The organism is Salinivibrio kushneri (assembly GCF_005280275.1).
GTDB lineage: Bacteria > Pseudomonadota > Gammaproteobacteria > Enterobacterales > Vibrionaceae > Salinivibrio > Salinivibrio kushneri.
The window spans coordinates 2,482,959-2,506,176 of the sequence record NZ_CP040021.1; the positions used below are offsets into that span (position 1 = coordinate 2,482,959).

Below are 23,218 nucleotides of genomic sequence, written 5' to 3' on the forward strand. Positions count from 1 at the left end.
ATTTGCAAGCCACCGAACAATCGCAATTCGAGATTCACGTCGCGACACAATATGTGGAAGACCAATCTGAGCCTGACAATGAGCGCTTTGTCTTCTCATACACGGTCACCATTGAAAACCGCGGCGATGCCCCTGCGCAACTCATGCGCAGAAAATGGCTCATTACCGATGCCAATGGTAAAGAGCTAGAAATAGAAGGAGAAGGCGTTGTCGGCGAGCAACCCAAGATTGCCGCGGGGGAAAAATACACCTACACCAGTGGCACCATCATCGAGACGCCTGTGGGTGTAATGCAAGGTTTTTATACCATGCAAGATCAAGACGATCAGTCGTTTAAGGTCGATATTGCACCGTTTCGTCTCGCGCTGCCAAACATTCTCCACTAATCCCAACAGGGAGGCATATGGCGACCTATCTTGTCGGGGATATCCATGGTTGTGAGCGCACATTACGTGCGCTTCTCACTCAGGTCGATTTTTCCCCAGATAAAGACATCTTGTACTCGGTTGGGGATTTGGTCGCACGCGGCCCCGACTCCCTCAACGTGTTACGTTTCTTTTATCAGCTCGGGGACGCGGCGCGCGTCGTCTTGGGTAACCACGACTTGCACTTGCTGGCCGTTGCCCATGGCATAAAACCGATTAAAGGCAAAGACAATACTCAGTCTATTCTTGATGCGCCAGATCGGGAGCAACTCCTCGGCTGGTTGTCTCAGCAGCCGCTCCTGATGGATGTCGCCGCGCCAGACGGTGGCTTTTTGCTGGCCCATGCAGGCATCAGCCCGCAGTGGGACAAAAAGACCGCTGTCACCTGTGCCAATGAGGTAGAGGCGATACTGCGCAGTAACGAGCAGCGCTGGTTGCTGGAAAACATGTATGCCGACAGCCCCGATCAGTGGGATCCATCACTGAGCGGCCTTGACCGTTATCGCTATATCATCAATAGCTTTACCCGCATGCGTTTTTGTTTCCCAGATGGTCGCCTGGACATGCAATGCAAGCTGCCACCTAGCCAAGCGGCTGACAGCGGTTTATTGCCTTGGTTTGAGGTGCCAGCGCGCCAGCCGCTTGATCAGTCGGTGGTGTTTGGCCATTGGGCGGCGTTAAATGGCACCATCCAGCCCAAGCTTTATGGGCTAGATACTGGGTGCGTATGGGGCGGCAAGCTCACGCTCCTTCGTTGGGAAGATAAAGCCTGCTTTACGTTAGCGGCAGAAAATAGCGCTACTTAGGCACGATCCCAGACAGTAAAAGTGATGGGGTGGGCGTTTTTATCATCCACTGGATGTGAGCCGACCTCTGTTTTCTTCCACCCTTCTCCCCACTGCGGGAAGCGGGTATCGCCGTCGACGTCAAGATCAATAAAGGTAAGATACAAGCGGTCAGCACGGGGCAAAAATGCCTGATAAATGGTACCGCCACCAATCACCATGACCTCCTCATACTCGGCCACGGTTTTAAGCGCTTGTTCTGGCGAGCGCACGACAGTGACACCCTCTGGCTGATAGTCCGGGTCGCGACTGATCACAATGTTCGGTCGTTTGGGCAGCGGACGACCAATTGACTCAAAGGTTTTGCGCCCCATCACCACAGGATGACCAAGAGTAGTACGTTTAAACCACGCTAAATCTGCCGGCAAATGCCACGGCATTTGGTTATTCTTGCCAATCACTCGATCGTTTGCCATCGCAGCCACTAAACTGACGCGCATTACAGGTACCCTTTTCTTCAAATCACTGGTCGGCGACGATAAAACAATAACCCTGGCATCGCAAGGCCAATGGCCAGTGCCGAGAGAATGAACCCCGCGGTGGTCAGGTTTTCAATAAGGCTCGCCCATAAAGCAGGGCTATAGCCTTGATTGTTGATGGTTACCAACGCAATCATCGCTTTAAACGCGTAAACGCCGGGGATCATCGGGATAATTGCCGCCACGGTAAACACCTTAGGATGCGCCAAAAAGCGCTGCGACCAGTACACACCTAAAAAGCCAATCGTGGTCGCGCCTGCCAGCGTGGCCCATTCAATGGCGACCCCGGATTCCATCAGCACAAAGCGCAAACCATGGCCGACCGCACCGCCATAGGCACAGTATTTGAGCGCCTTAACCGGTACATTAAACACTAATGCAAACCCCACCGCGGGGATCATGGCAAAGAACATATCTTCCAGTAAGGCGAGCAATAAACTCATAACCATCCCCATGCCCCCACAAGACTCATGGCACCAACAATACCCAGCGCTGTTGCCAAGGTGAGCAAGGATGCCATCGTCCAACGAGCGATCCCCATATCGACAAAGCCTTTGACCATATCTGATACCGCGTTTATCAACGGATAGCCGGGGACGAGCATTAAGACTGATGAGGCCATGATAAGGAAGGGTTCGTTACCCCAATCCATTATCGTGCCCACGCTGGATATCAAGGTGGTGACCATCGCGGTGACCGCGAAAGTGAGAAGCGGATTAAAGTGACGGTGGGCAATCAGTTGGCGCACTCGCATGCCGGTTGCAGACGCGATAAACGTGAGTGCAAACACCACGGCATCGCCGCCCGCTAATCGACTGAAAGCCGCACATGACAAGCCTATCATCCCCACCACCAGCCAAGGTGGATAGCGAAAGGGCTCGATCCGACTTAAGCGCTTGCGCACCGCCAAAGCATCGAGGATCCCTTTCTCGGCCAAAATGACCGTGCGTTGGATATCGGTCACCACTTTCATGTTGATCCCGCGATCGGGGCAACGTCTGGCGGTGGTGATACAATGACCTTGACTGAGCGTGGTGACCACCAAAGAACTCGCCGATAACGCCAGCTCAACGCTATCGAGTCCTAGTGCACGTCCTAAGCGAATACTTACATCACTGACCAGCTTACTTTCCGCGCCATGCTGTAATAGTCGCTGCCCGACTTCAATCACTAAACGCGATATAGCACGTTGCTCTGGCTCGGTTAACCGCTTTCCCACCTTAAAAATCCCTCTTACATTGCGCCTATCTGCTCGCAGTATTCATCACCGACTCGCTGCGGTCTTTGATACAAATAAAGTTGCGATCAGATTATCGCCAAATCGGACATAAAAAAAGCCGCTACAGACGTAACGGCTTTTTAGGATTAAGGCTTGTAGATGATCTCGACGTCGTAGTCGTCTTCGTTCCAATCATCCCAATCATCGTCGTCATCGCTTTGATTGAGCTGCTGTTCGTGGTGATCATCCCACTTGAACGCCACCGTCTCATCTTCCGGCTCAACCTCAGGTTTCGGCGCAGGTAGCGCCTCGATCGATGCCATCAGATCGTAAATAAGCGGTTGGACGTTCGCTTTGTTAATCGCGGATATCGCGTAGTATTTGTCATCCCACGCCAGAGCTTCTAACACACGCTCAATTTGCGCCTGTGCCTCGTCTTCTGGCATCAAATCCACTTTGTTAAATACCAACCAACGCGGTTTATCCGCCAGCTTTTCGCTGTATTGGTTCAATTCATCAATAATGGTGAACGCGTTATCGACCGGATCGGTACCATCAACGGGCAGCAAATCAATCATGTGTAACAACACACGACAGCGTTCCAGATGTTTCAAGAAGCGAATACCCAGTCCCGCGCCATCAGCCGCACCTTCAATCAGACCAGGAATATCGGCCACCACAAAGCTCTTGTCAGCCGCGACACGGACCACCCCAAGGCTAGGCACTAACGTGGTAAAGGGATAATCAGCCACTTTCGGTTTTGCCGCCGACACCGCACGAATAAAGGTCGATTTACCCGCATTCGGCAAACCTAACATCCCCACATCGGCCAACAACAACAACTCCAAACGCAGCTGACGGACCTCACCTTTGGTTCCCATGGTTTTTTGTCGTGGGGCGCGGTTGACGGATGATTTGAAACGCGTATTGCCAAGGCCGTGAAACCCACCTTTGGCTACCATCACTTTCATGCCATGTTGGGTTAAGTCGGCAATCACCTCACCCGTGTCTTCATCCACAGCCCGGGTACCAACAGGCACATTGAGTACCAAGTCTTCACCGCGTTTACCGGTACAGTTCCCCCCGCGACCGTTTTCACCACGCGCTGCAGAGTGAAAGCGCTCAAACTGATAATCGATCAGGGTATTGAGGTTTTCGTCGGCTAGCAGATAGACATCACCACCATCACCGCCATCACCGCCATCTGGGCCCCCTTTAGGGACATATTTTTCCCGCCGGAAGCTGACGGTCCCATTGCCCCCGTCCCCGGCATCGACGCGAATAATCGCTTCATCTACAAACTTCATGCTAACTTCTCCGCACCAATTGCTAAAACGCACGTTTATTGCAACTAGCCTTATCCCAGATTAGTGAATGGCGATCTTATCGATCTTAGGATCATTTTTCTGCTTTGACCGACTTTCCGCGCCTCTCTGATCAAACGCTCATTGACCGGTGATCACCAGACACAATAAAAAGCCCCGCCAAAAGGCAGGGCTTCAGAAATTCGCTTGGCGTTGAAGCTTATTCAGCTTCGATAGTAACGAATTTACGGTTATGACGACCTTTGGTCTCAAATTTCACTTTGCCATCAGACAGAGCGAATAGAGTGTGGTCTTTACCGCAACCTACGTTAGTGCCTGCGTGGAATTTAGTACCACGTTGACGAACGATGATGTTACCTGCTAGTACAGACTCACCACCGAAGCGTTTAACACCTAGGCGTTTACTTTCTGAATCGCGGCCGTTTTTAGTAGAACCGCCAGCTTTTTTGTGTGCCATCTCTTCTCTCTCCTACTCTTAAGCGCTGATGCCAGTGATTTTGACTTCAGTGAACCACTGACGGTGGCCCATGTGCTTGCGAGAATGTTTACGACGACGGAACTTAACGATATTCACTTTATCGCCGCGACCGTGAGTAACAACTTCTGCTGTTACTTTTGCACCGCTAACAAAAGGCGCGCCAACTTTAACGTCTTCGCCGTTTGCCACTAGCAATACTTTGTCAAGTTCTACACTTGCGCCAGTTTCAACGTCTAGCTTTTCCAAGCGAATAGTCTGGCCTTCGCTTACTCGGTGTTGCTTACCACCACTTTGGAAAACTGCGTACATGTTTTACTCCGCATTTCCGCACGGCCTGCTGCAATATTGAGCAACAAGGGGTGCGCATATAATTCATCAATAGGGCGCGAATTCTACGGCAGAAATTGATTTGAGGCAAGAGGGGAAAGCAAGAAAATTGGTGAAAAGGTGCTCAGCATTAATTCCCACACATTTTCCCTGTGCGAGCGCTATCTCGTCGCCTGTCATCTGGTGTACTATGCCAAGCTAAATACCCGCTCTGGTGCCGATACTGACGAATGTTTCACGCCATTCTGAACGTATTAACGTGCAATATTTCGCCTCTTGCTGCTAGTGAGTTGTGATTTATTTCGTTAGCTCGGCAGGCAAGTAACTAGGACAACGCCCGGATATATTCATGGATTTCAAATCAATCCAAGCCTTAATTAGTGATGACATGGCGCAGGTCGACCAAAAGATCCTCGCCCAGTTAAACTCTGATGTCGCGCTAATCAATCAGCTCGGCTTTTACATCGTTAACAGCGGTGGCAAACGACTGCGCCCGATGCTCGCTGTATTAGCGGCGCGTGCACTTGGTTATCACGGTGACAAACACACCACCGCCGCCGCGTTTATTGAATTCATTCATACCGCCACCTTGCTCCATGATGACGTGGTCGATGAATCGGACTTGCGCCGTGGCAATGCAACCGCCAATGCCTTGTTTGGTAATGCGGCCAGTGTGTTAGTCGGTGATTACATTTACACCCGCTCGTTTCAAATGATGACCAGCCTACGCTCGTTACGCATTCTGGATTTAATGAGTGAGGCTACCAATGTGATTGCTGAAGGGGAAGTGCTGCAATTGATGAATTGTAACGACCCTGATACCACAGAAACCAGTTATATGCAGGTCATCTACTCTAAAACCGCGCGTTTGTTTGAGTCAGCCACTCAGATTGGCGCGATTCTTAACGAGGCAGACGCAGACACGGAGAAAGCCCTCCAAGACTATGGCCGATATCTTGGAACGGCGTTCCAGTTAATTGATGATGTGATTGACTACACCAGTGCTGACAATGAAATGGGCAAGCAAACGGGTGATGATTTGGCAGAAGGCAAACCGACGCTACCTTTGCTGCACGCGATGCAACACGGCTCTGAGGAAGAAGCGGCGATGATTCGTACCGCCATCGAAAAAGGCAATGGCCGCGATAAACTCGAGGCGATTTTGGCCTGTATGGACGCCTGCGGCTCACTGGCGTATACCCGAGAGCGTGCCGAGCAGGAATCAGAAAAAGCCATCCGTGCGCTCGATATATTGCCAGAAACCCCGTATAAACACGCCTTAGTGGCATTGGCGCATTTAGCGGTTGACCGCAACACCTAACGCAATTTAAGCCCCTCAGCCAAACTAAAAAGCGGCGCTATTGCGCCGCTTTCCTCGCGAGAGTCGAATGCCTACTATTTGGCCGCGAACTCTTCGCCCATTTTGATATCTTTACGCAGCGTTTCCAGCATCTTGTCCATCGCTTGTTGCTCATAAGCACTTAGCTCACCGATGCTGAGGATCTCGTCGACTCCCTCTTTACCCAGACGTACCGGTTGAGCGAAGAAGCGGGCGTGCTGACCGTCGCCTTCAACATACGCACATTCCACCACGTTTGATTCACCTTGCAGGGCGCGCACCAGCGAGAGGCCAAAGCGACATGCTGCCTGACCCATTGACAAGGTTGCGGAGCCACCACCGGCTTTAGCTTCAACCACTTCAGTGCCAGCGTTTTGAATGCGCGGTGTCAAGGCTTCAACCTCTTCTTGGCTAAATGTCACGCCTTTTACTTGTGACAATAGCGGCAGAATCGTCACGCCTGAGTGGCCACCGACAACAGGAATAGACACTTCGCGTGGATCCATCCCTTTCAGCTCACCGATAAAGGCTTCTGAGCGGATCACATCCAGCGTGGTCACGCCAAACAGTTTATTTTTATCGTAAACGCCCTTGGCTTTCAGCACATCGGCGGCAATCGCCACCGTGGTATTAACCGGGTTAGTGATAATACCTACGCAGGCTTTTGGACACACATCAGCAATCTTTTCCGCCAATGATTTCACAATGCCCGCGTTCACATTGAACAAATCAGAGCGATCCATACCCGGCTTACGAGCCACCCCTGCAGAGATTAACACCACATCAGCCCCATCAAGTGCTGGCGTTGGATCTTCGCCGCTATAGCCTTTGATGGTGACCGGCGTGGGGATGTGACTCAAGTCAACCGCTACACCTGGCGTAACAGGAGCGATATCGTACAAGGCCAGGTCGGAACCGGCTGGTAAATTGTTTTTTAGCAGTAGGGCTAGAGCCTGACCAATGCCTCCCGCGGCGCCAATCACAGCAACTTTCATGTCGTTCTCCTTTCGATATTTCTTATAGTCCGGATCCGGTCCGGCTTCTGTTCGGGCACAAGTCGCCCATCAATGGTGCGAACTGTTGCTTCATCATATGCCCGCCCCTACCCCCACTCAAGCCTCAGGCGGTGATGATCAGCCTAAGCTCTCATTTTTTCGCTCTCCCTTTCCCCCACCCTTTCGTTGTCGCGGGGTGTCTGATCAGCAACAGTGATATTGTCGCCATTTTACACCCTCAGTGATTGCCCCTCGTTGCATGTATATGCAAAATAGCCACTCGTTTGTCATTGCGAGTCTGCCGTCATGCGTAACTCAGAAAAACAAGACCAATTGGTTCGAGCGTTTAAAGCGATCCTCAAAGAAGAAAAGTTCAGTTCTCAGGGTGAGATTGTCGAAGCCCTACGTGCTCAAGGATTTGAGGGCATCAACCAGTCGAAAGTATCACGCATGTTGACCAAATTCGGCGCAGTGCGTACCCGCAACGCCAAAATGGAAATGGTCTATTGCTTACCGATCGAACTCGGTGTCCCCACCACCGGCAGCGCCTTGCGCGAGCTGGTGATGGAGATCGACTATAATGAGGCTGTTGTGGTGATCCATACCGGGCCAGGGGCCGCGCAGCTTATCGCACGGCTTCTCGACTCATTGGGCAAGGCCGAAGGCATCCTGGGTGCCGTGGCCGGAGACGACACCATCTTTATCACGCCCACCCGCGGTACCAGCACAGAAGCCTTATTTGAGGCGGTATGCGATCTGTTTGAATATCATTATTGATTACCCTATCAGGCAGCGCGAAGCCGCTGCCTACCTGCCTTATCTCACTTTTGAGTCATTGCAACGAAAGTAAAAGCGATAACATCGTTTTAATTTTTTGATACCCCTCTGTTACTATCTGCTTTTAGCTGCCACACACTGTTCACGTTTTCGTTAAACGTCAGTGAGACTGCGAGCGTAGCAGTGGGCTGCAGACAGGCGAGTCGCTCATAGATAGTGACGCAGCCGGGTATGCATTTCTCGGGACACTGTAGCCGCATCAGCGGTGCATATGATAATAAGGACAAACTGCATGACGAAGACACATCAATCGTCTCCTGATGTGCAAGACATGGTGGCGCAAGCAGATACTGGCGCACGCTCACCGGATGGACTATCAGGACGTATTCTTTGGCTGGTACCACTTTGCTGGTCCCTGTTTCAGCTTTGGTATGCGTCGCCGCTACCTTTCGCGCTCGACTTTGGCGTACTCAATAATACCGAAGCTCGCTCGCTCCATTTGGCGTTCGCGATGTTTTTGGCCTACACCGCCTACCCCGCGCGTAAGACTTCACCCCGAGATCGGGTGCCATTACTCGATTGGGTATTTGCACTAGCGGGTAGTTTAGCCGCCGGTTACCTCTTCCTTTTTTATAACCAACTTGCAGACCGTGCTGGCGCTTATACCTCGTTCGATATTACGGTTGCCGCCATCGGTATGATTCTGATGCTTGAGGCAACACGCCGCGCCCTTGGCCCACCGCTAATGGTGGTGGCAGGTGTGTTCTTACTCTATACCTTTGCCGGCCCCTACATGCCGGACGTCATCGCTCACAAAGGCGCGAGCTTGAACAAAGCCATGTCACACTTGTGGCTGACTACTGAAGGCGTCTTCGGGGTGGCACTGGGCGTCTCTACCTCGTTTGTATTCCTGTTTGTCCTGTTCGGTGCCTTGCTCGACCGCGCCGGTGCCGGCGGCTACTTCATTAAAGTGGCCTTCTCACTACTCGGTCACATGCGCGGTGGCCCCGCCAAAGCCGCGGTGGTCGCGTCCGGCCTGTCCGGTTTGGTCTCGGGTTCTTCGATTGCCAACGTAGTGACTACCGGGACCTTTACCATTCCCTTGATGAAACGCGTGGGCTTCCCAAGTCATAAAGCCGGGGCGGTGGAAGTGGCCGCCTCGACTAATGGCCAGCTCACCCCACCGATTATGGGGGCAGCGGCATTCTTGATGGTGGAATACGTGGGCATTTCCTACGTCGAGGTGATTAAAGCCGCGCTACTTCCCGCACTGATTTCTTATATTGCGCTGATTTACATCGTGCACTTAGAAGCCTGTAAAGCTGGCATGGAAGGCTTACCACGCCGTCATACCAGCACGGTACTGCAAAAACTGTTCTCGTTTATGACGGTGTTTGTTGGCTTGTTGGTGCTCAGCGCGGCGGTCTACTACGGCATTGGCTGGACCAAAGACGTATTTGGTGCCATGGCAACCGTGGTCATCGGTATCCTCACGCTGATTGCCTATGTGCTGTTGGTGCGTTACTCCGCCCAGTATAAATCGCAAGCAGCGGAAGACCCCGCGGCGGCTGATTTATCCGAGGTCCCCGAGCCCGGCCCCACCGTGCGTTCGGGCTTGTACTACCTGCTGCCAATCGGCGTGCTGGTATGGTGTTTGACCGTGGAGCGCTTCTCGCCAGGCCTCTCTGCATTTTGGGCGACGGTGTTTATGATTTTTATCATTCTCACCCAGCGCCCACTCATTGCCTACTTCAACCAGCGCACTAACTTTAAAGAAGAAATTCGTGACGGGGGCGTTGATCTGCTCGAAGCCTTTGTGACCGGTGCGCGCAACATGATCGGTATCGGTGTCGCCACTGCAGCGGCCGGGATCGTGGTAGGTACGGTGACACTCACCGGTATCGGCTTGGTGATGACAGACTTCGTCGAGTTTATCTCCGGCGGCAACATCTTCCTGATGTTGCTGTTTACCGCGGTGATCAGCTTATTGTTGGGGATGGGACTACCGACCACCGCCAACTATATCGTGGTCTCTACCCTGATGGCGCCAGTGATTGTTACTTTAGGTGCACAGCAGGGGCTAATTATTCCACTGATCGCGGTGCACTTATTTGTGTTCTATTTCGGTATTCTTGCCGATGACACCCCCCCTGTGGGGTTGGCTGCCTTTGCGGCCGCGGCCATTGCTAAGTCGGATCCCATCCGCACCGGTGTGCAAGGTTTTACTTACGACATCCGCACCGCCATCCTGCCATTTATGTTTATCTTCAACACCCAGTTGTTGTTGCTCGATCTCGATGGCCCCTTTCACCTGATTTTAACCATTGTGTCGGCGACCATAGCAATGCTGGCGTTCTCTGCCGCGACACAAGGTTGGTGGATGACTAGAAACAAATGGTGGGAAACCGCCTTATTGTTATTGATTACCTTCTCCCTTTTCCGTCCAGGGTTTTGGTGGGACGAAGTGTATCCGCCGACTACCAGCTTCCCAGGCACAGAAATCACCCGTGTGGCGGAGCAGCTACCAGAAGGAAAGCCGCTGCAGCTTGAAGTGGAAGGGGAAAACTTCTTTGGTGAGCAAGTCTCCAAACATGTGGTATTGCCGGTGGATCATAGCCTTGAAAGCGGTGAAGCCCGCATTAACGACACAGGCTTAATGCTTCGCGAGGAAGACGACAAGTTGTTGGTGGATATGATCCAATTTGGTAGTGACGCTGACAAAGCAGGGATTGATTTTGATTGGCAAATCAAAACAGTGACTATCGATAATGTCCGGCCATGGAAAGAGTGGGTGTTTGTCCCTACTCTCTTGCTCTTAGCATTGTTGGGGTGGAATCAACGCCGCCGTATTCGCCAAGCCTAATAACAGGGGGACGTGTGTGACACGTGCCCCTTTCTTTTATAAGTGCAAAGGATATCGCTATGTATAAACATATCTTGGTTCCGGTCGATTTGAACGACGAAAGCTTTGCAGATACCGCGGTCGATCACGCTGTTTGGCTCGCCAGCCAGTCAGGTGCCAAAATCCACCTGCTCACTGTATTGCCCGGCATTCATAATTCGATGGTCGCCTCTTACTTCCCTGAAGAAGCCGCCAATAAAATGAAACGCGACATGAAGCGCAATTTACAAGGATTTGCGGATAAATATGTCCCCGAAAACGTGGCCTGTCAGGTGTCGGTTGAAGAAGGTAAGCCCTACAAGGGGATCATTAAAACGGCAGAGCGCATCGGCTGCGATTTGATTGTGATGCCAAGCCATAAGCGTTCACGCGTCAATAAAATGATGCTGGGCTCAGTTGCCGCCAAAGTGCTCGAGGGCGCGAGTGTCCATGTAATGGTGTTAAAACCTTAACCATAGGGTTCAGGCACGTCGATGCGTGCCTGAGCATTGTTCACCGCTGGCGTTGATCATAGCCCCAGCGAGGCACCAAGGTTTGTTCGGCCCCCAAGTGATCTAAAATGCGTGCCACCATAAAGTCCACTAAATCATCGATCGACTGGGGCTGGTGATAAAAGCCTGGCGCGGCAGGCATAATGGTGACACCCATCTGCGACAGCTTGTGCATGTTTTCTAAATGCAGCGTTGAAAACGGGGTCTCGCGCACCACCAAGAGCAACTGTCCGCGCTCTTTAAGTACCACATCCGCCGCGCGTTCGATAAGGTTATCGGACAAACCATGGGCAATGGACGATAACGAACCTGCCGAGCAGGGGCACACCACCATTTGCTTGGGCGCTGCCGATCCCGAGGCGACCGGCGAAAACCAATCTTCTTTACCACAAACGATCAGTTTGTTGCTATCACATTGCAGATGTTCGGCTAATATTTTCTGTGCCGCTTGCGGGCCTGACGGAAGTTTCAGCCCATGCTCGGTCGCTAACACCACACGTGCGGCCGACGAGATCAATAAGAAAACCTGATAATCTTGTGCGAGCAAGCACTCGAGCAAACGTAGACCGTAGGGCGCACCGGATGCGCCTGTCCACGCCAAGGTTATTCGTTTATCCGCCATAAACCGCCTCCTTACTCGCCAGAGCTGTTAGCAGCTTGTCATGAATACCACCAAAGCCGCCGTTGCTCATCACCAACACGGTATCGCCTGCTTGGGCGTGCTCAGTCAGGGCAGTTACCAGTGCATCAATATCGTCATGTCTATGCGCCGGCTGCGTGCAGTTGTCCACCACCGCTTCAAGCGACCAATCTAGCCCTTGCGGTTGATATAAGAACACCGTGTCCGCACGGGCCAACGACGCCGCTAGTGTATCCTTGTGAACCCCTTGCTTCATGGTATTAGAGCGTGGCTCGAGCACAGCGACAATGCGGCCATTACCCACTTTCGCGCGCAACCCCTCAAGGGTCAGGCGAATCGCCGTCGGGTGGTGGGCAAAATCGTCATACACAGTGACACCGGCTTGCTCGCCGCGCCACTCTAGACGTCGCTTGGTATTGATAAATGTCTCGAGCGATTGGCAGGCCAAATCAGGTGTCACCCCCACATGACGCGCTGCCGCGATGGCCATCAACGCATTACGCACGTTGTGATCACCGACTAAATCCCAGCTCACCGTCCCCACGAGTTCACCGGCAAAGTACACGTCAAATTGACTGCCAGCCGGGTCTTTTTTCATGCTCTGCCACTGGCCATCCGGCCCGGCGTACACACACTCACTCCAACAGCCCATCGCCAACGTGTCCGTGACATTGGTGTCGTCTGAGGGCGCAATAATTTGCCCAATCCCCGGCACGGTACGCACCACATGGTGAAATTGTTTCTTAATCGCCGCCAGATCATCAAAAATATCGGCGTGATCGAACTCAAGGTTATTGATCACCAAGGTTTTCGGTTGGTAGTGGATAAACTTAGAGCGCTTATCGAAAAACGCACTGTCATATTCATCCGCTTCCACCACAAAAAACGGGCTATCGCCTAATCGCGCCGATGCGTTAAAGTTACTCGCTACCCCACCAATCAAAAAGCCGGGGGCGTAGCCACAGTCTTCTAAAATCCACGCCAGCATACTGGCGGTGGTGGTCTTTCCATGGGTGCCAGATACCGCCAGCACCCAGCGGTCTTGCAGGAGAAAATCATGCAACCATTGCGGGCCTGACGTATACGGCAAGCCTTGATTGAGGACCGCCTCGACACAAGGGTTACCACGGCTCATAGCATTGCCAATCACCACCAAGTCAGGTGCAGGTGATAGCTGGACAGGATCATAGCCTTCGATAATATCGATTCCCTGAGACTCAAGTAGCGTGCTCATCGGGGGGTAAACATGGCTGTCAGAGCCCGTCACCCTATGCCCCAGTTGTTTTGCCAGCATGGCTGCGCCACCCATAAAAGTCCCGCAGATGCCTAAAATATGAATATGCATAGCCTTCACTGTATTGTTGATTGCCCTGTCGTTTGGCGCAGGCGGTTATTATGCCTTGGATTAACGCTTGGGTCTTATCGCTTGCGCGCATCTGACATGGTTTTTATGTCGCGATCACACTTCCCTGGCCTGATTCATTTCTTCAGTACGATTAAAAAGTCACGAAAGCTAGAATAGCGGCGATTCCAAGAGGCAGCTCACTGCCCATGTATCCGATTGCACAAGAAAGACAGTTCATCATCATTAAGGATTGAGAATGCCCGACATTAAGACCCTCGGCGAGTACATTGTTGAGAAGCAACACGCGTTTCCGCATGCCAGCGGTGATTTATCTTCTCTTCTCGCCTCCATTCGTCTGGCCGCCAAAATTGTTAACCGTGAAATCAACAAAGCCGGCTTGGTCGACATTGCTGGCGCGATTGGCACGGAAAACGCGCAAGGTGAAGAGCAGCAAAAACTCGACGTCTATGCCAACGAAAAATTTAAAGCCGCGATGGAAGCGCGCGACCAAGTGTGTGGCGTCGCCAGTGAAGAAGAAGATGACGCGGTTATTTTTAATAAACAGCTTAACCGTAATGCCAAATATGTGGTGCTCATCGACCCACTGGATGGCTCCTCTAACATTGATGTTAATGTGTCTGTTGGCACCATTTTCTCCATCTATCACCGCGTATCACCGGTAGGAACACCGCCCACCGAAGAAGACTTCCTTCAACCCGGTCACCGCCAAGTTGCCGCCGGCTATATCATTTACGGCTCATCCACCATGTTGGTTTACACCACGGGGGATGGTGTACATGGTTTTACCTACGACCCTTCGCTAGGTCTGTTCTGCCTGTCTCACGAAAACATGACCATTCCTAAAGACGGCAACATCTACTCCATTAACGAAGGGAATTACATCAAATTCCCACAAGGCGTCAAAAAATATATCAAATACTGCCAAGAAAACGTCCCACAGGAGAAACGCCCTTATACGTCACGTTATATTGGCTCCTTAGTCGCCGACTTTCATCGCAACCTGCTCAAAGGTGGCATTTACCTCTACCCCAGCACGCTCGCCTACCCCAATGGCAAGCTACGCTTACTGTATGAGTGCAACCCCATGGCCTTTATTATTGAGCAAGCCGGTGGCAAAGCGACCGATGGCACCCAGCGCATCATGGACATTGCGCCGAATGAACTTCATCAACGGGTGCCTTTCTTTGTTGGCTCAAGCAATATGGTCGATAAGGTCGAAGAATACCTCGACACTTATCCGGATCATGACGACGAATAGGCGCGAAATAGACACCTAACACCAGTCTTCCATGATAAAGAGGCGGCCAATACGGTCGCCTCTGTTATTTTCACGCTTGGCGGTTATAATTGGCACACACTTTTTCATTAAACAAAAGGACATCCCATGAGCCTGAACCAGGTCCCTGCAGGCAAAGAGCTGCCTGAAGATATTTATGTGGTGATTGAGATCCCAGCTAACGCCGATCCAATTAAGTATGAAGTCGATAAAGATAGCGGCGCCGTTTTCGTTGACCGTTTCATGGCAACGCCTATGTTCTATCCATGTAACTATGGCTATGTGAACCACACCTTGTCTTTGGATGGTGACCCTGTTGACGTACTGGTTCCAACCCCATTCCCATTAGTGCCTGGCTCAGTGATCCGCTGCCGCCCTGTTGGCGTGCTGAAAATGACCGATGAGTCTGGTGAAGATGCCAAAGTGATTGCGGTACCGCACAGCAAGCTCACCAAAGAGTATGATCACGTGAAAGACGTGAACGATCTGCCTGAGCTACTGAAAGCACAAATCACGCACTTCTTCGAACGCTATAAAGAGCTAGAAGCCGGCAAGTGGGTGAAAGTTGACGGTTGGGAAGATGCCCAAGCGGCAAAAGACGAAATCCTGTCTTCATTTGAGCGCGCAAAACAGTAATCAGCCGCTTCAATGAAACACTGCCCGCGAACCTTCGCGGGCTTTTTTGTCTCTACTTGACCTCAAACTGATAGAGCAGATCCACTGCCTGATCGACACCAGACACCGCTTCCAGATAAAGGTCTTGCATCAGTCGATAGCGCACCGTGAACACACCAATTGCATCGAAGATCCCCACGCCGTATTTCACCTCTAAATCGGGCAAGATATAACCGGATACTTCCACTTTTTGCTCATCGCCCGCGCCTGAGGTATCGAGAGTCAGATCCTCGACCCCAAACGCCTGACCAATCTCCCCGACCAACTTGCCACTTTGTGCTAACCCCAAGCCAATCAGCATCGAGGTCATATTGGCATCACCGGCACCAGCATCAAGCGCGCGGCCACGTAACAAATAGGACAGGGCATTGGCCTGCGAGCCAGCCGGGTCCATAAATACAGTCGCCACCGGGTCATCAGCGGGCCCCGTTAAGCGGATCCCTGCCGTCACATCTCCTTCAATACGTTCAGGGTTTCGAATCGCCTCCACTTGCAAGTACGGCTGATCAGCGGGGCCATTGAACAAGATCTCGCCCTTTTTAATCAGCAAGTCTTGGCCAAACGAGCGATAAGTACCATCAAGCAAGCTCACATTCCCCACAATCAAGGCGCCTTGCTGATTGTTTTTGATATTAAGCTCGCCTGACAAACGAGATTTCAGTCCAAACGCCGCTAACTGTACATCTTCCCCCAGTACGAGTTGCACATCAGTCTGTAAGTTAAAGGGCACGGATTCACTTTGCTCAATATCCTCTGGCACATAGTTCTCTTTCAGCAGGACCGTATCGTCCGACACCGTGATGGCAGACTCGGGCAGGTTCTCGACTTCAATCCGCCCCCATGGCACACGAATGTCGCCCCGAATCGTCATATCATGTGGCGTTGCCGATACCGTGAGGTCAGGTGCGACATCCAGCCGCACCATTGGCGGCACATTGACCCGTAAGGTGTCCCCCGCCACGTTTAAGCCAAAACGCCAGTCGTCCATACTGGGCCATTGCCCATCGCCGTTCAGTGCCAGCACGCCATCCGGTGTCACCAGCTTGCCTTCCACCTTGCCCTGCTTGCCATCCAACGTGAGCGCTAACTGCCCATCGTTCACATCAACAGGTGACGCCAAGCCTTTGACTCGCAATGCCTCAACGGTCAGTCCACCATATACATCTGGTAGGGTCAGCGGCCCCTCGACCCGTAAGTTAGCATTCACTTCACCATTAATATCCGCTTGTTGATCGCTACCCAGCAAAGGTTCGAGCTTGGCCAGTTGAACATCATTGACCGTCACCTCCCCCGTCAAAGATCGGTTTGGCGCCAACAAATCGTTTAAAGTAAAGGCCGAGGCGAGGGTCCCCCCTTCGGACAATGTCAGCGCCAGCGCGCCTTGCAATTTATCCTGATGCCAACGCGTATTGAGATTGGCATGTTGCCAGCCAATCACCAGCGGCGTATCGGCCTGCTGGCGCAGATCGCCATCCGCGATATCAATCGAGGCCTTTACATCCGGTGAGGCGTCAGGCTGCCAGCGTGCGTGAATCGCGGCACTGGCACGTGTATTGAGCTGCCATTCCGGCGGTAAGAAGGCCGCGATTTGCGCCGCTTCAAAGCCTTCAATCTTAGCGGCCACGTCCCCCTGCGCGCCGACGGTTGCCGGTTGCGATAAGCACAAGGAAGTCGCTTGCCACTGCCAACAATGCTCGCCAACCTCGGTTTGCATATCGGAAAAACTAAACGCAATCGGTGCCGCGCTTTGCTGCACAATGTCGCCAAGATCGTCTACGTTCACCGATGTATTAAACAATCTCCCTTGCCATCCTGTCTCTCGCGCCAGTGCGCCTTCAATACGTAGCGCGCCAGACGCTGGGGCACCTTGCCAGCGTAAATCCAGCTGATGCTCGCCTTCATCACCGCGCACGGATAAATCGAGGTTATCTAAGCGCACGGTTTGATAGCGCCCGCCTAATACCGATACCGTCAAATTGCCACCCAAGCTGTCTTTCAAGGCAAGATTGCCGTCTAACGTCAGCTGATTAATGCGCACATCTTGCCAACGCAGCTGCTTGGCTTGGAGTGCAAGTTTGGCATCTGGATGAGCAAACGGCCCGCTCAGCTTTGCATCGCCGCGGATCACGCCAGTGAACATAGGCAAGGATTGCGACAAATCGGCAATATCGACCGACAGTCCCATTTGCCACTCATCACGCACTTGCCCTTGTGCCGTGACTTGGTTGGGGCCGTGCGACAGGGTCAGTCCCGATGTCGACACGCTCGGCTGGCCATCGCCATCCCGGTCATGCGCATTAAGGGCGCCTGCGACTGCCAGTGGCAGTTTTTGCAACGCCCCATGCACCACCAATGTGGGCACAGACACCTCCCACCCGCCTTGGGCGGTTAAGCGGCCACGATGGCTGATTGCACCGGTTAAATCCCCCGTAACCTCCGGCCATTGCTGCTGAGGTTGAATGTTGGCAAACCCTAACTCAGCTTGCCAAAAAGGCACGCTAGACCAATCTACGCTGGCACGCCCGGCCACCTTACCCCCCAGTGTGTTGGCCTCCAGCTGCGAGAGAGTCAGCGCCGTTAGGCTACCTTGGCCGGTCAAATTCAGTTGGGTGGTCGGCACGTCAGGGCCATCGACGCCGGTTTGTAAGCCGAGCTGATAGTCAGACAAGTCACCATCGGCGTGAAATTGTAGCTCGCGTAATGCCCCGATCGCTTCTCCCGTCAGCGGCAACGCCAATGCTTTGCTCTCCAATTGCACGGCAAAAGGTAAGTTTGCCGCCAGCAGGTTTGCTTCTCCTTCCAGCGTCGCCGTCACCGGGCCGCGCGCGCTCGCGTTTAGCTTAAGCGCGGCAAGACTTCCTGAGGCCGACAGCGATAAAGCTTGGCCTTGAAGCGGAGCGAGGTTGGTGGTCAATTGAGCTTGCAAGGTTAGTGGGTACTCACCTTTAAGTATAATATCACCCGCAAGGCTTGCCGTGCCTTGGGGAGCAGCCACCGAGACGTTATCAATCGTCACGGTGCTGTCTTGAACACTGCCCGCCAGGGATAACGATGAAAGTGTTTGCACTGTGCCCGCTTCAATCCGCGTATCTTGTAGATGGAGCTGTTCCACCTCGATAGCCAGCGGCAGCGCCACCGTGGGTAGCTCCAGCCCCGGATAATGCCATGGCGGGCTTGCCACCGCGCTATCCGGTTTGCCGACCGCTTGGTCGGTATTTTCTTGAGGCTCAGTGTCGCTCGGTAGGCTCACCACCAGCTGCTGCCAATCCGTCGGCGATAGGGTTAAGGTGTCGCCAACAAAATGTACGCCTCCTTGCAGCTGATGCCAACTGACCGACTGCTCGGCAACCTGAATCGCCACATCGTTAAAGACAAAGGCATTAACATGGATCGGCAGCGGCGCTTTGATAGCTGACGTGGATACGTCTTGCGACGATGTTTCCTCCTCACTCGCGGGCAAATGAATATCAAGGGTGACTCCTTCGACGGCCAATTGGTCAATACAAATCGCAGGCGTCAGTAAGCACTTACCTTGGATAACAAGCCTGAGCTGTTCGGCGTTCAGTTGCAGCTGCGCATCATCATAGCGCACCCCTTGCAGTACAAACCCGGAAAGTAGGCTGCCGTCGGCCTCATCAATCGATAAAGCAGGCAGCGCTTTCTGCGCGCCCCACACCCCTACCTGCAAGCCCACAGGCGTAAAAAGTGCGGCCGCTACCAGCCCCACCACAGAAAAAAGACTGATTAACGTCATAAACGTTAGTCTGACCAACCAACGACTCATAATTCAGGCCCTAAGGTAAGGTGTACACGAAAATCATCATCGTCATTATCAAAACCATGTGCGACATCAAGGCGAATCGGGCCGACCGGCGATGACCAGCGAATACCGGTACCAGCCGCACGCTTCCACGATAAACGACTGGTCCACGCGTCACCGCCATCGGCAAATAGCGCCCACCACCAATTGCCGCCAAGGCGATATTGATACTCTAACGTCCCGGTCAACATATAGCGCGCACCGCTCAGCTGACCGCTTTCGTCACGCGGAGAAACGGTCTCGTAGCCATAGCCGCGAATACTGTTGTCCCCCCCGGCGAAAAAACGCAACGATGGCGGCGCTTCACTAAATTCTTCAGAAATCAGAGCGCCACCATCGACGCGTAATAAACCGCGATGGTTTTTGTTCAGGCTACGAATCCAAGCACTCCGCCCTTGCAAGCGCACCAAACTAATATCTGACAACCAAATCGGATCGGCCGCTTCCAATGTAATCGATTGTTTATCTCCCCAATGCGGCATTAATCCACCGCGTGCACGCGTGCGAGTGAAATTGATCCCAGGCAGCACCACGCTGACGCTATCTTCATCTTGCCCTTGGGTGTAGTCTTCATAAAGCCAGCGTAACGAGACACTGCGTTGCCAGCCGGTATCATACAGCCAATGTCTAGAAACCGACGTCGACACCTCAAGGCTGGAGGTGTCGCGTTGTTCGGTGTTTTGTAACCCTAACTGCACTTGATAATACTCGCGGGAAACATCCTCCAAAGGGACCTTGTAGGTCGAGGTCAACGTCTGCTCAGGCTCAGAAATCGCGAGTGATGTGGTGATACTGTGGCCGCGTGAGTTATACCAAGGCTTGCGCCAGTTAAACTTGAACCGTGGACCAATGTCAGTGGAATACCCGACACCGGTTTCAAACTTATTGCGCGCTTCCGGGGTCAGCGTCACCTTGATGGGGACTTCATTATCTTCCGCTTGCTCCATGTCCGCTTGCACCAAGGCACTGGAGAACCAACCGGTATTCGCGAGCGCTTGGTTAAACTCTCCCAGTACCGACACACGATACGGCTCACCCGGGGAAAAATCACGTAAGGTGTCGAGACGCTGCAACTGAATTTGCGCGCCTTGGTAGCGAATCGCACCAAAGTGATAACGCTTGCCACTGGCAAAGTGAAGCCGAATAAAGGCCTGCTGACGATCAGGCGCGACCTCTAATCGCGTATGCGTAAAGCGACCATCAAAGTATCCCTTTTTCACCGCCAAGCTTTGAATCTGGCTTTTTAGCGTCTCGTAATCATTGTGATTGAGCCTCGCGCCCGGCTGCGGACCGTCAGCCTTGAGAGCATGAAAATCGTCATCCATGCCCGCTTCACCGCTAAACACCACATCCACTTGCGCCAAGCGCACAGGCTCACCGGGGTCAACCTTGACGTTAAGCGTGGCATCACCGTCCATGTGAGTGGCAATCTTGGGTTGATAAAACCCCACCGCTTGCAGCGCTTTGCGCACATCTTTTTCGACGCGAGCAATAAATCGGTAGGAGCCATCCCGCTCTTCTGGGGCAATCGCCGCAAGATAGGTCTCGACGTTATCTTGTGCAATGCCATCGAGCCCTTCAATATCTATGTCGACATCCGCACGAGCCGTACTAGACATCAAGCTGATAGCGATCGCGAATAGGGGGAATAACCGTATATTCATGCAGTGAGATCCATTACCCGGGTGTCGCCCGGCTAAATTGATGATATCTTGCCATATTACGTGTTGAGCGGGGCAGGAGGCCAGCACCATGTTGTTCATAAGGTGCGGGATCCATGCCTGAATGCCAACCATTAACGCGCATAGCAGCACGCATTGCGCTTTTTCATCACAGCAGTCAAAGGATGCCTATGTCGATGCAATCTTCCTTTACCCAACCTGACAATGCGATAGCGGATCGACCCGATCCGATTATTCCAGCCGAACCGCACGCGGTATTTAATCAGCCTATCACGGCCATGCCAGCGGCTGGTCAAAAACAGGTCATTTTTGGTATGGGCTGTTTTTGGGGGGCCGAGCGAAAGTGGTGGCAACAGCCGGGTGTGGTGATGACATCGGTGGGATACAGTGGCGGTGTTACCCAACATCCGCGCTATCAAGACGTCTGCACAGGACAAACCGGCCATGCCGAAGTGGTTAACGTGATTTTTGATCCGTCCGTAGTGAGTTTAGACACCCTACTGGCGGTATTCTGGGAAAACCACGACCCGACCCAAGGTATGCGTCAAGGCAATGACGTCGGCTCGCAGTATCGCTCCGCGATTTACTACTGTGATCCCGCGGATCAAGCCAGTGTCGAAGCGAGCCTGGCCACTTATCAAGCGGCATTGAGAGATGCCGGTAAGCCAGATGCGGTGACCACCGAGATCGCACCGGCCGGCGCGTACTACTTCGCGGAAACTGACCACCAGCAGTACTTGCACAAAAATCCGCAAGGCTACTGCGGCCTGGGTGGCACAGGGGTTTGTTTCCCACCGCAATAAGCCTTTGCTCAATGGCGAGGCATAAAAAAACACGTCCGCTTGGACGTGTTTTTTGAGTGTGGCGATGTTTATGCAGTAATGGCCATGGCTTTAATTTCTTTATTCACCTCAGTCATTACCGATAACGCTCGTTTGTCACTGTGCCCCGGCGGCAGTAAACGGCCACCATCAAACTCAAACGCGCCTACACCTTCGATGTAGAGTCGGCCCTTAAAAAATCGTTTCACATACCGCGCAATCTGGGTTGGTCGATATTGACGAAAGATGCGAAGCATAAGGATCCCTTTCTTGTTCTCAAAGTCTGTCTAAGCAGACCGAAACGGCAATTCATTTCTTTCACCGTCACGATGACCGTGTGATATTGCCACCTTGGAGCGCCAAATATTATCTGGCAATCTCCGCGTAAAAAGCTAAGCAAGCAAAGTGCCATCTCAATAAGATGGCAATCACAGCATTAGAGCCTGCTTGCGAACAGAAGTTCCCGCTTTAGAGAAATACGTTTTGCGGCACAAGTTCGATCGACACAGAAAAGTCCGATCTTGCGCACGGAATCACCCTAGATACTTGGCACAAATCACCGTGTGACGTAACCATAGATAACTTGGCACCTGATGCCAAATAGTACCCACAAACATGGATGATCAATAATGAAAAAAACCACCCTACTTGCTCTCACCTTTGCGTTATTCTCCGGCACGAGTATGGCGCACACGCTCCAAAATGGTGCACCCTTACCGCCAGCCAAAGTCGCCGAGCACGGCGAACTGACGCTGAATGGCGACGATATCGTTTATCAAACTTGGCAAACCGAACAATTGCCGGGCAAAGTACGCGTGATCCAGGCCATCGCCGGACGCAGCAGTGCCAAGGAAATGAATGCCCCCTTGATGGAAGCCATCACCGCCGCAGACTTTGACGATGCTCGCTACCAAACCACCACCATCATTAACCAAGATGATGCCATGTGGGGCACCGGTGGCTTTGTCAAATCATCAGCCGAAGACAGTAAACGCGAGTTTAGCTGGTCATCGATTGTGCTCGACGAAAACGGCAATGTCGCAGAGGCATGGCGCCTAAAAGAAGAAAGCTCGTTAATTGCCGTATTGGATAACCAAGGCTCGGTACGCTTTGTCAAAGAAGGCAAATTAAGTGCCGACGAGGTGAATCAAGTCGTCAGCTTGGTCACCCAATTAGTCAACCGATAACAACCACGCGCGGGGACAGCCCGCGCTGTCATTCAACACTTGGCGTTGATGATGATAATTGTTATGTTATCACATTACTTATGTAGCACGGAAGTTGGCATGTCTCGGCGATTGATCGTCCATCTGCTATTTGTTTTGATGCTCAGCCA

At 52.5% G+C, this 23,218-nt stretch carries 22 protein-coding genes; 10 read left to right on the forward strand and 12 right to left on the reverse strand.

The genetic code is table 11. The annotated features are described in order from the left end of the window. Window positions 1-2: 2 nt before the first annotated feature. Together apaG and apaH are read left to right on the forward strand one after the other, a co-directional pair. Window positions 3-386, forward strand: coding sequence for a Co2+/Mg2+ efflux protein ApaG (gene apaG, locus FCN78_RS11430; protein WP_069361681.1), 384 nt, complete (start codon window positions 3-5; stop codon window positions 384-386). A gap of 17 nt (window positions 387-403) precedes the next feature. Next, a complete protein-coding gene (gene apaH, locus FCN78_RS11435; protein ID WP_069361680.1) occupies window positions 404-1,231 on the forward strand; it encodes a bis(5'-nucleosyl)-tetraphosphatase (symmetrical) ApaH in 828 nt (275 codons plus the stop codon). On the opposite strand, the gene folA is transcribed toward apaH, so the two are convergent. The 6 genes from folA to rplU all read right to left on the reverse strand — a co-directional run bounded on the left by folA (window position 1,228) and on the right by rplU (window position 5,080). Continuing rightward, window positions 1,228-1,710, reverse strand: coding sequence for a type 3 dihydrofolate reductase (gene folA / locus FCN78_RS11440; protein WP_069361679.1), 483 nt, complete (start codon window positions 1,708-1,710; stop codon window positions 1,228-1,230). The genes apaH and folA overlap by 4 nt on opposite strands. Window positions 1,711-1,727: 17 nt before the next feature. After that, entirely contained in the window at window positions 1,728-2,192 is a 465-nt protein-coding gene (locus FCN78_RS11445; protein ID WP_069361678.1) for a threonine/serine exporter family protein, read from the reverse strand. Further along, a complete protein-coding gene (locus FCN78_RS11450; protein WP_069361677.1) occupies window positions 2,189-2,968 on the reverse strand; it encodes a threonine/serine exporter family protein in 780 nt (259 codons plus the stop codon). The genes FCN78_RS11445 and FCN78_RS11450 overlap by 4 nt, the downstream gene beginning before the upstream one ends. A gap of 146 nt (window positions 2,969-3,114) precedes the next feature. Continuing rightward, window positions 3,115-4,275, reverse strand: coding sequence for an Obg family GTPase CgtA (gene cgtA, locus FCN78_RS11455; RefSeq protein ID WP_069361676.1), 1,161 nt, complete (start codon window positions 4,273-4,275; stop codon window positions 3,115-3,117). A gap of 217 nt (window positions 4,276-4,492) precedes the next feature. Next, complete coding sequence (gene rpmA / locus FCN78_RS11460; RefSeq protein ID WP_069361675.1) at window positions 4,493-4,750, reverse strand: 50S ribosomal protein L27; 258 nt, start codon at window positions 4,748-4,750, stop codon at window positions 4,493-4,495. Window positions 4,751-4,768: 18 nt separating this feature from the next. Next, a complete protein-coding gene (gene rplU / locus FCN78_RS11465) occupies window positions 4,769-5,080 on the reverse strand; it encodes a 50S ribosomal protein L21 (RefSeq protein ID WP_046074286.1) in 312 nt (103 codons plus the stop codon). 367 nt (window positions 5,081-5,447) lie between these two features. On the opposite strand from rplU, the gene ispB reads away from it, so the two are divergent. Further along, window positions 5,448-6,419, forward strand: coding sequence for an octaprenyl diphosphate synthase (gene ispB / locus FCN78_RS11470; protein WP_069361674.1), 972 nt, complete (start codon window positions 5,448-5,450; stop codon window positions 6,417-6,419). Between the two features lie 74 nt (window positions 6,420-6,493). On the opposite strand, the gene mdh is transcribed toward ispB, so the two are convergent. Next, window positions 6,494-7,432, reverse strand: coding sequence for a malate dehydrogenase (mdh, locus tag FCN78_RS11475; protein WP_069361673.1), 939 nt, complete (start codon window positions 7,430-7,432; stop codon window positions 6,494-6,496). A gap of 306 nt (window positions 7,433-7,738) precedes the next feature. Between mdh and argR the strand changes: the two genes are divergently transcribed. From argR to FCN78_RS11490, 3 genes are all read left to right on the forward strand, one after another. Continuing rightward, window positions 7,739-8,209 (forward strand): transcriptional regulator ArgR, encoded by a 471-nt coding sequence (argR, locus tag FCN78_RS11480; protein WP_046074289.1) that lies wholly within the window; start codon window positions 7,739-7,741, stop codon window positions 8,207-8,209. A 292-nt stretch (window positions 8,210-8,501) separates the two neighbouring features. Then, window positions 8,502-11,072, forward strand: a complete 2,571-nt coding sequence (locus FCN78_RS11485) for a TRAP transporter permease (protein WP_069361672.1) — start codon at window positions 8,502-8,504, stop codon at window positions 11,070-11,072. A 59-nt stretch (window positions 11,073-11,131) separates the two neighbouring features. Continuing rightward, window positions 11,132-11,563 (forward strand): universal stress protein, encoded by a 432-nt coding sequence (locus FCN78_RS11490; RefSeq protein WP_069361671.1) that lies wholly within the window; start codon window positions 11,132-11,134, stop codon window positions 11,561-11,563. A gap of 40 nt (window positions 11,564-11,603) precedes the next feature. Here FCN78_RS11490 and FCN78_RS11495 read toward each other — a convergent pair whose 3' ends face one another. Beyond that, entirely contained in the window at window positions 11,604-12,224 is a 621-nt protein-coding gene (locus FCN78_RS11495; protein ID WP_069361670.1) for a flavin prenyltransferase UbiX, read from the reverse strand. Next, on the reverse strand, window positions 12,214-13,587 hold the full coding sequence (gene mpl / locus FCN78_RS11500) for a UDP-N-acetylmuramate:L-alanyl-gamma-D-glutamyl-meso-diaminopimelate ligase (RefSeq protein ID WP_077599734.1): 1,374 nt from the start codon (window positions 13,585-13,587) through the stop codon (window positions 12,214-12,216). The genes FCN78_RS11495 and mpl overlap by 11 nt, the downstream gene beginning before the upstream one ends. Before the next feature lie 256 nt (window positions 13,588-13,843). On the opposite strand from mpl, the gene fbp reads away from it, so the two are divergent. Both fbp and ppa read left to right on the forward strand, forming a co-directional pair. Beyond that, the gene (gene fbp / locus FCN78_RS11505; protein WP_069361668.1) at window positions 13,844-14,866 is read left to right on the forward strand and encodes a class 1 fructose-bisphosphatase; all 1,023 of its coding nucleotides are present in this window, start codon (window positions 13,844-13,846) and stop codon (window positions 14,864-14,866) included. 126 nt (window positions 14,867-14,992) lie between these two features. Next, entirely contained in the window at window positions 14,993-15,520 is a 528-nt protein-coding gene (gene ppa, locus FCN78_RS11510) for an inorganic diphosphatase (RefSeq protein ID WP_046074295.1), read from the forward strand. A gap of 52 nt (window positions 15,521-15,572) precedes the next feature. Here the strand turns inward: ppa and tamB are convergent, their stop codons facing one another. Together tamB and tamA are read right to left on the reverse strand one after the other, a co-directional pair. Continuing rightward, window positions 15,573-19,313: an autotransporter assembly complex protein TamB gene (tamB, locus tag FCN78_RS11515; RefSeq protein ID WP_158014701.1), complete on the reverse strand. Its 3,741-nt coding sequence runs from the start codon at window positions 19,311-19,313 to the stop codon at window positions 15,573-15,575. Window positions 19,314-19,339: 26 nt separating this feature from the next. Continuing rightward, the gene (gene tamA / locus FCN78_RS11520) at window positions 19,340-21,043 is read right to left on the reverse strand and encodes an autotransporter assembly complex protein TamA (protein ID WP_327292974.1); all 1,704 of its coding nucleotides are present in this window, start codon (window positions 21,041-21,043) and stop codon (window positions 19,340-19,342) included. A gap of 188 nt (window positions 21,044-21,231) precedes the next feature. Here tamA and msrA point away from each other — a divergent pair, with 188 nt between their 5' ends. Beyond that, window positions 21,232-21,864: a peptide-methionine (S)-S-oxide reductase MsrA gene (gene msrA / locus FCN78_RS11525; RefSeq protein ID WP_412458342.1), complete on the forward strand. Its 633-nt coding sequence runs from the start codon at window positions 21,232-21,234 to the stop codon at window positions 21,862-21,864. Window positions 21,865-21,932: 68 nt separating this feature from the next. On the opposite strand, the gene FCN78_RS11530 is transcribed toward msrA, so the two are convergent. Continuing rightward, window positions 21,933-22,139 carry a DUF1107 domain-containing protein gene (locus FCN78_RS11530; protein WP_025673598.1) on the reverse strand — a complete coding sequence of 69 codons (207 nt, stop codon included), beginning with the start codon at window positions 22,137-22,139 and terminating at the stop codon, window positions 21,933-21,935. Between the two features lie 372 nt (window positions 22,140-22,511). Between FCN78_RS11530 and FCN78_RS11535 the strand changes: the two genes are divergently transcribed. After that, on the forward strand, window positions 22,512-23,069 hold the full coding sequence (locus FCN78_RS11535; RefSeq protein WP_077659299.1) for a YtfJ family protein: 558 nt from the start codon (window positions 22,512-22,514) through the stop codon (window positions 23,067-23,069). Window positions 23,070-23,218: the final 149 nt, after the last annotated feature.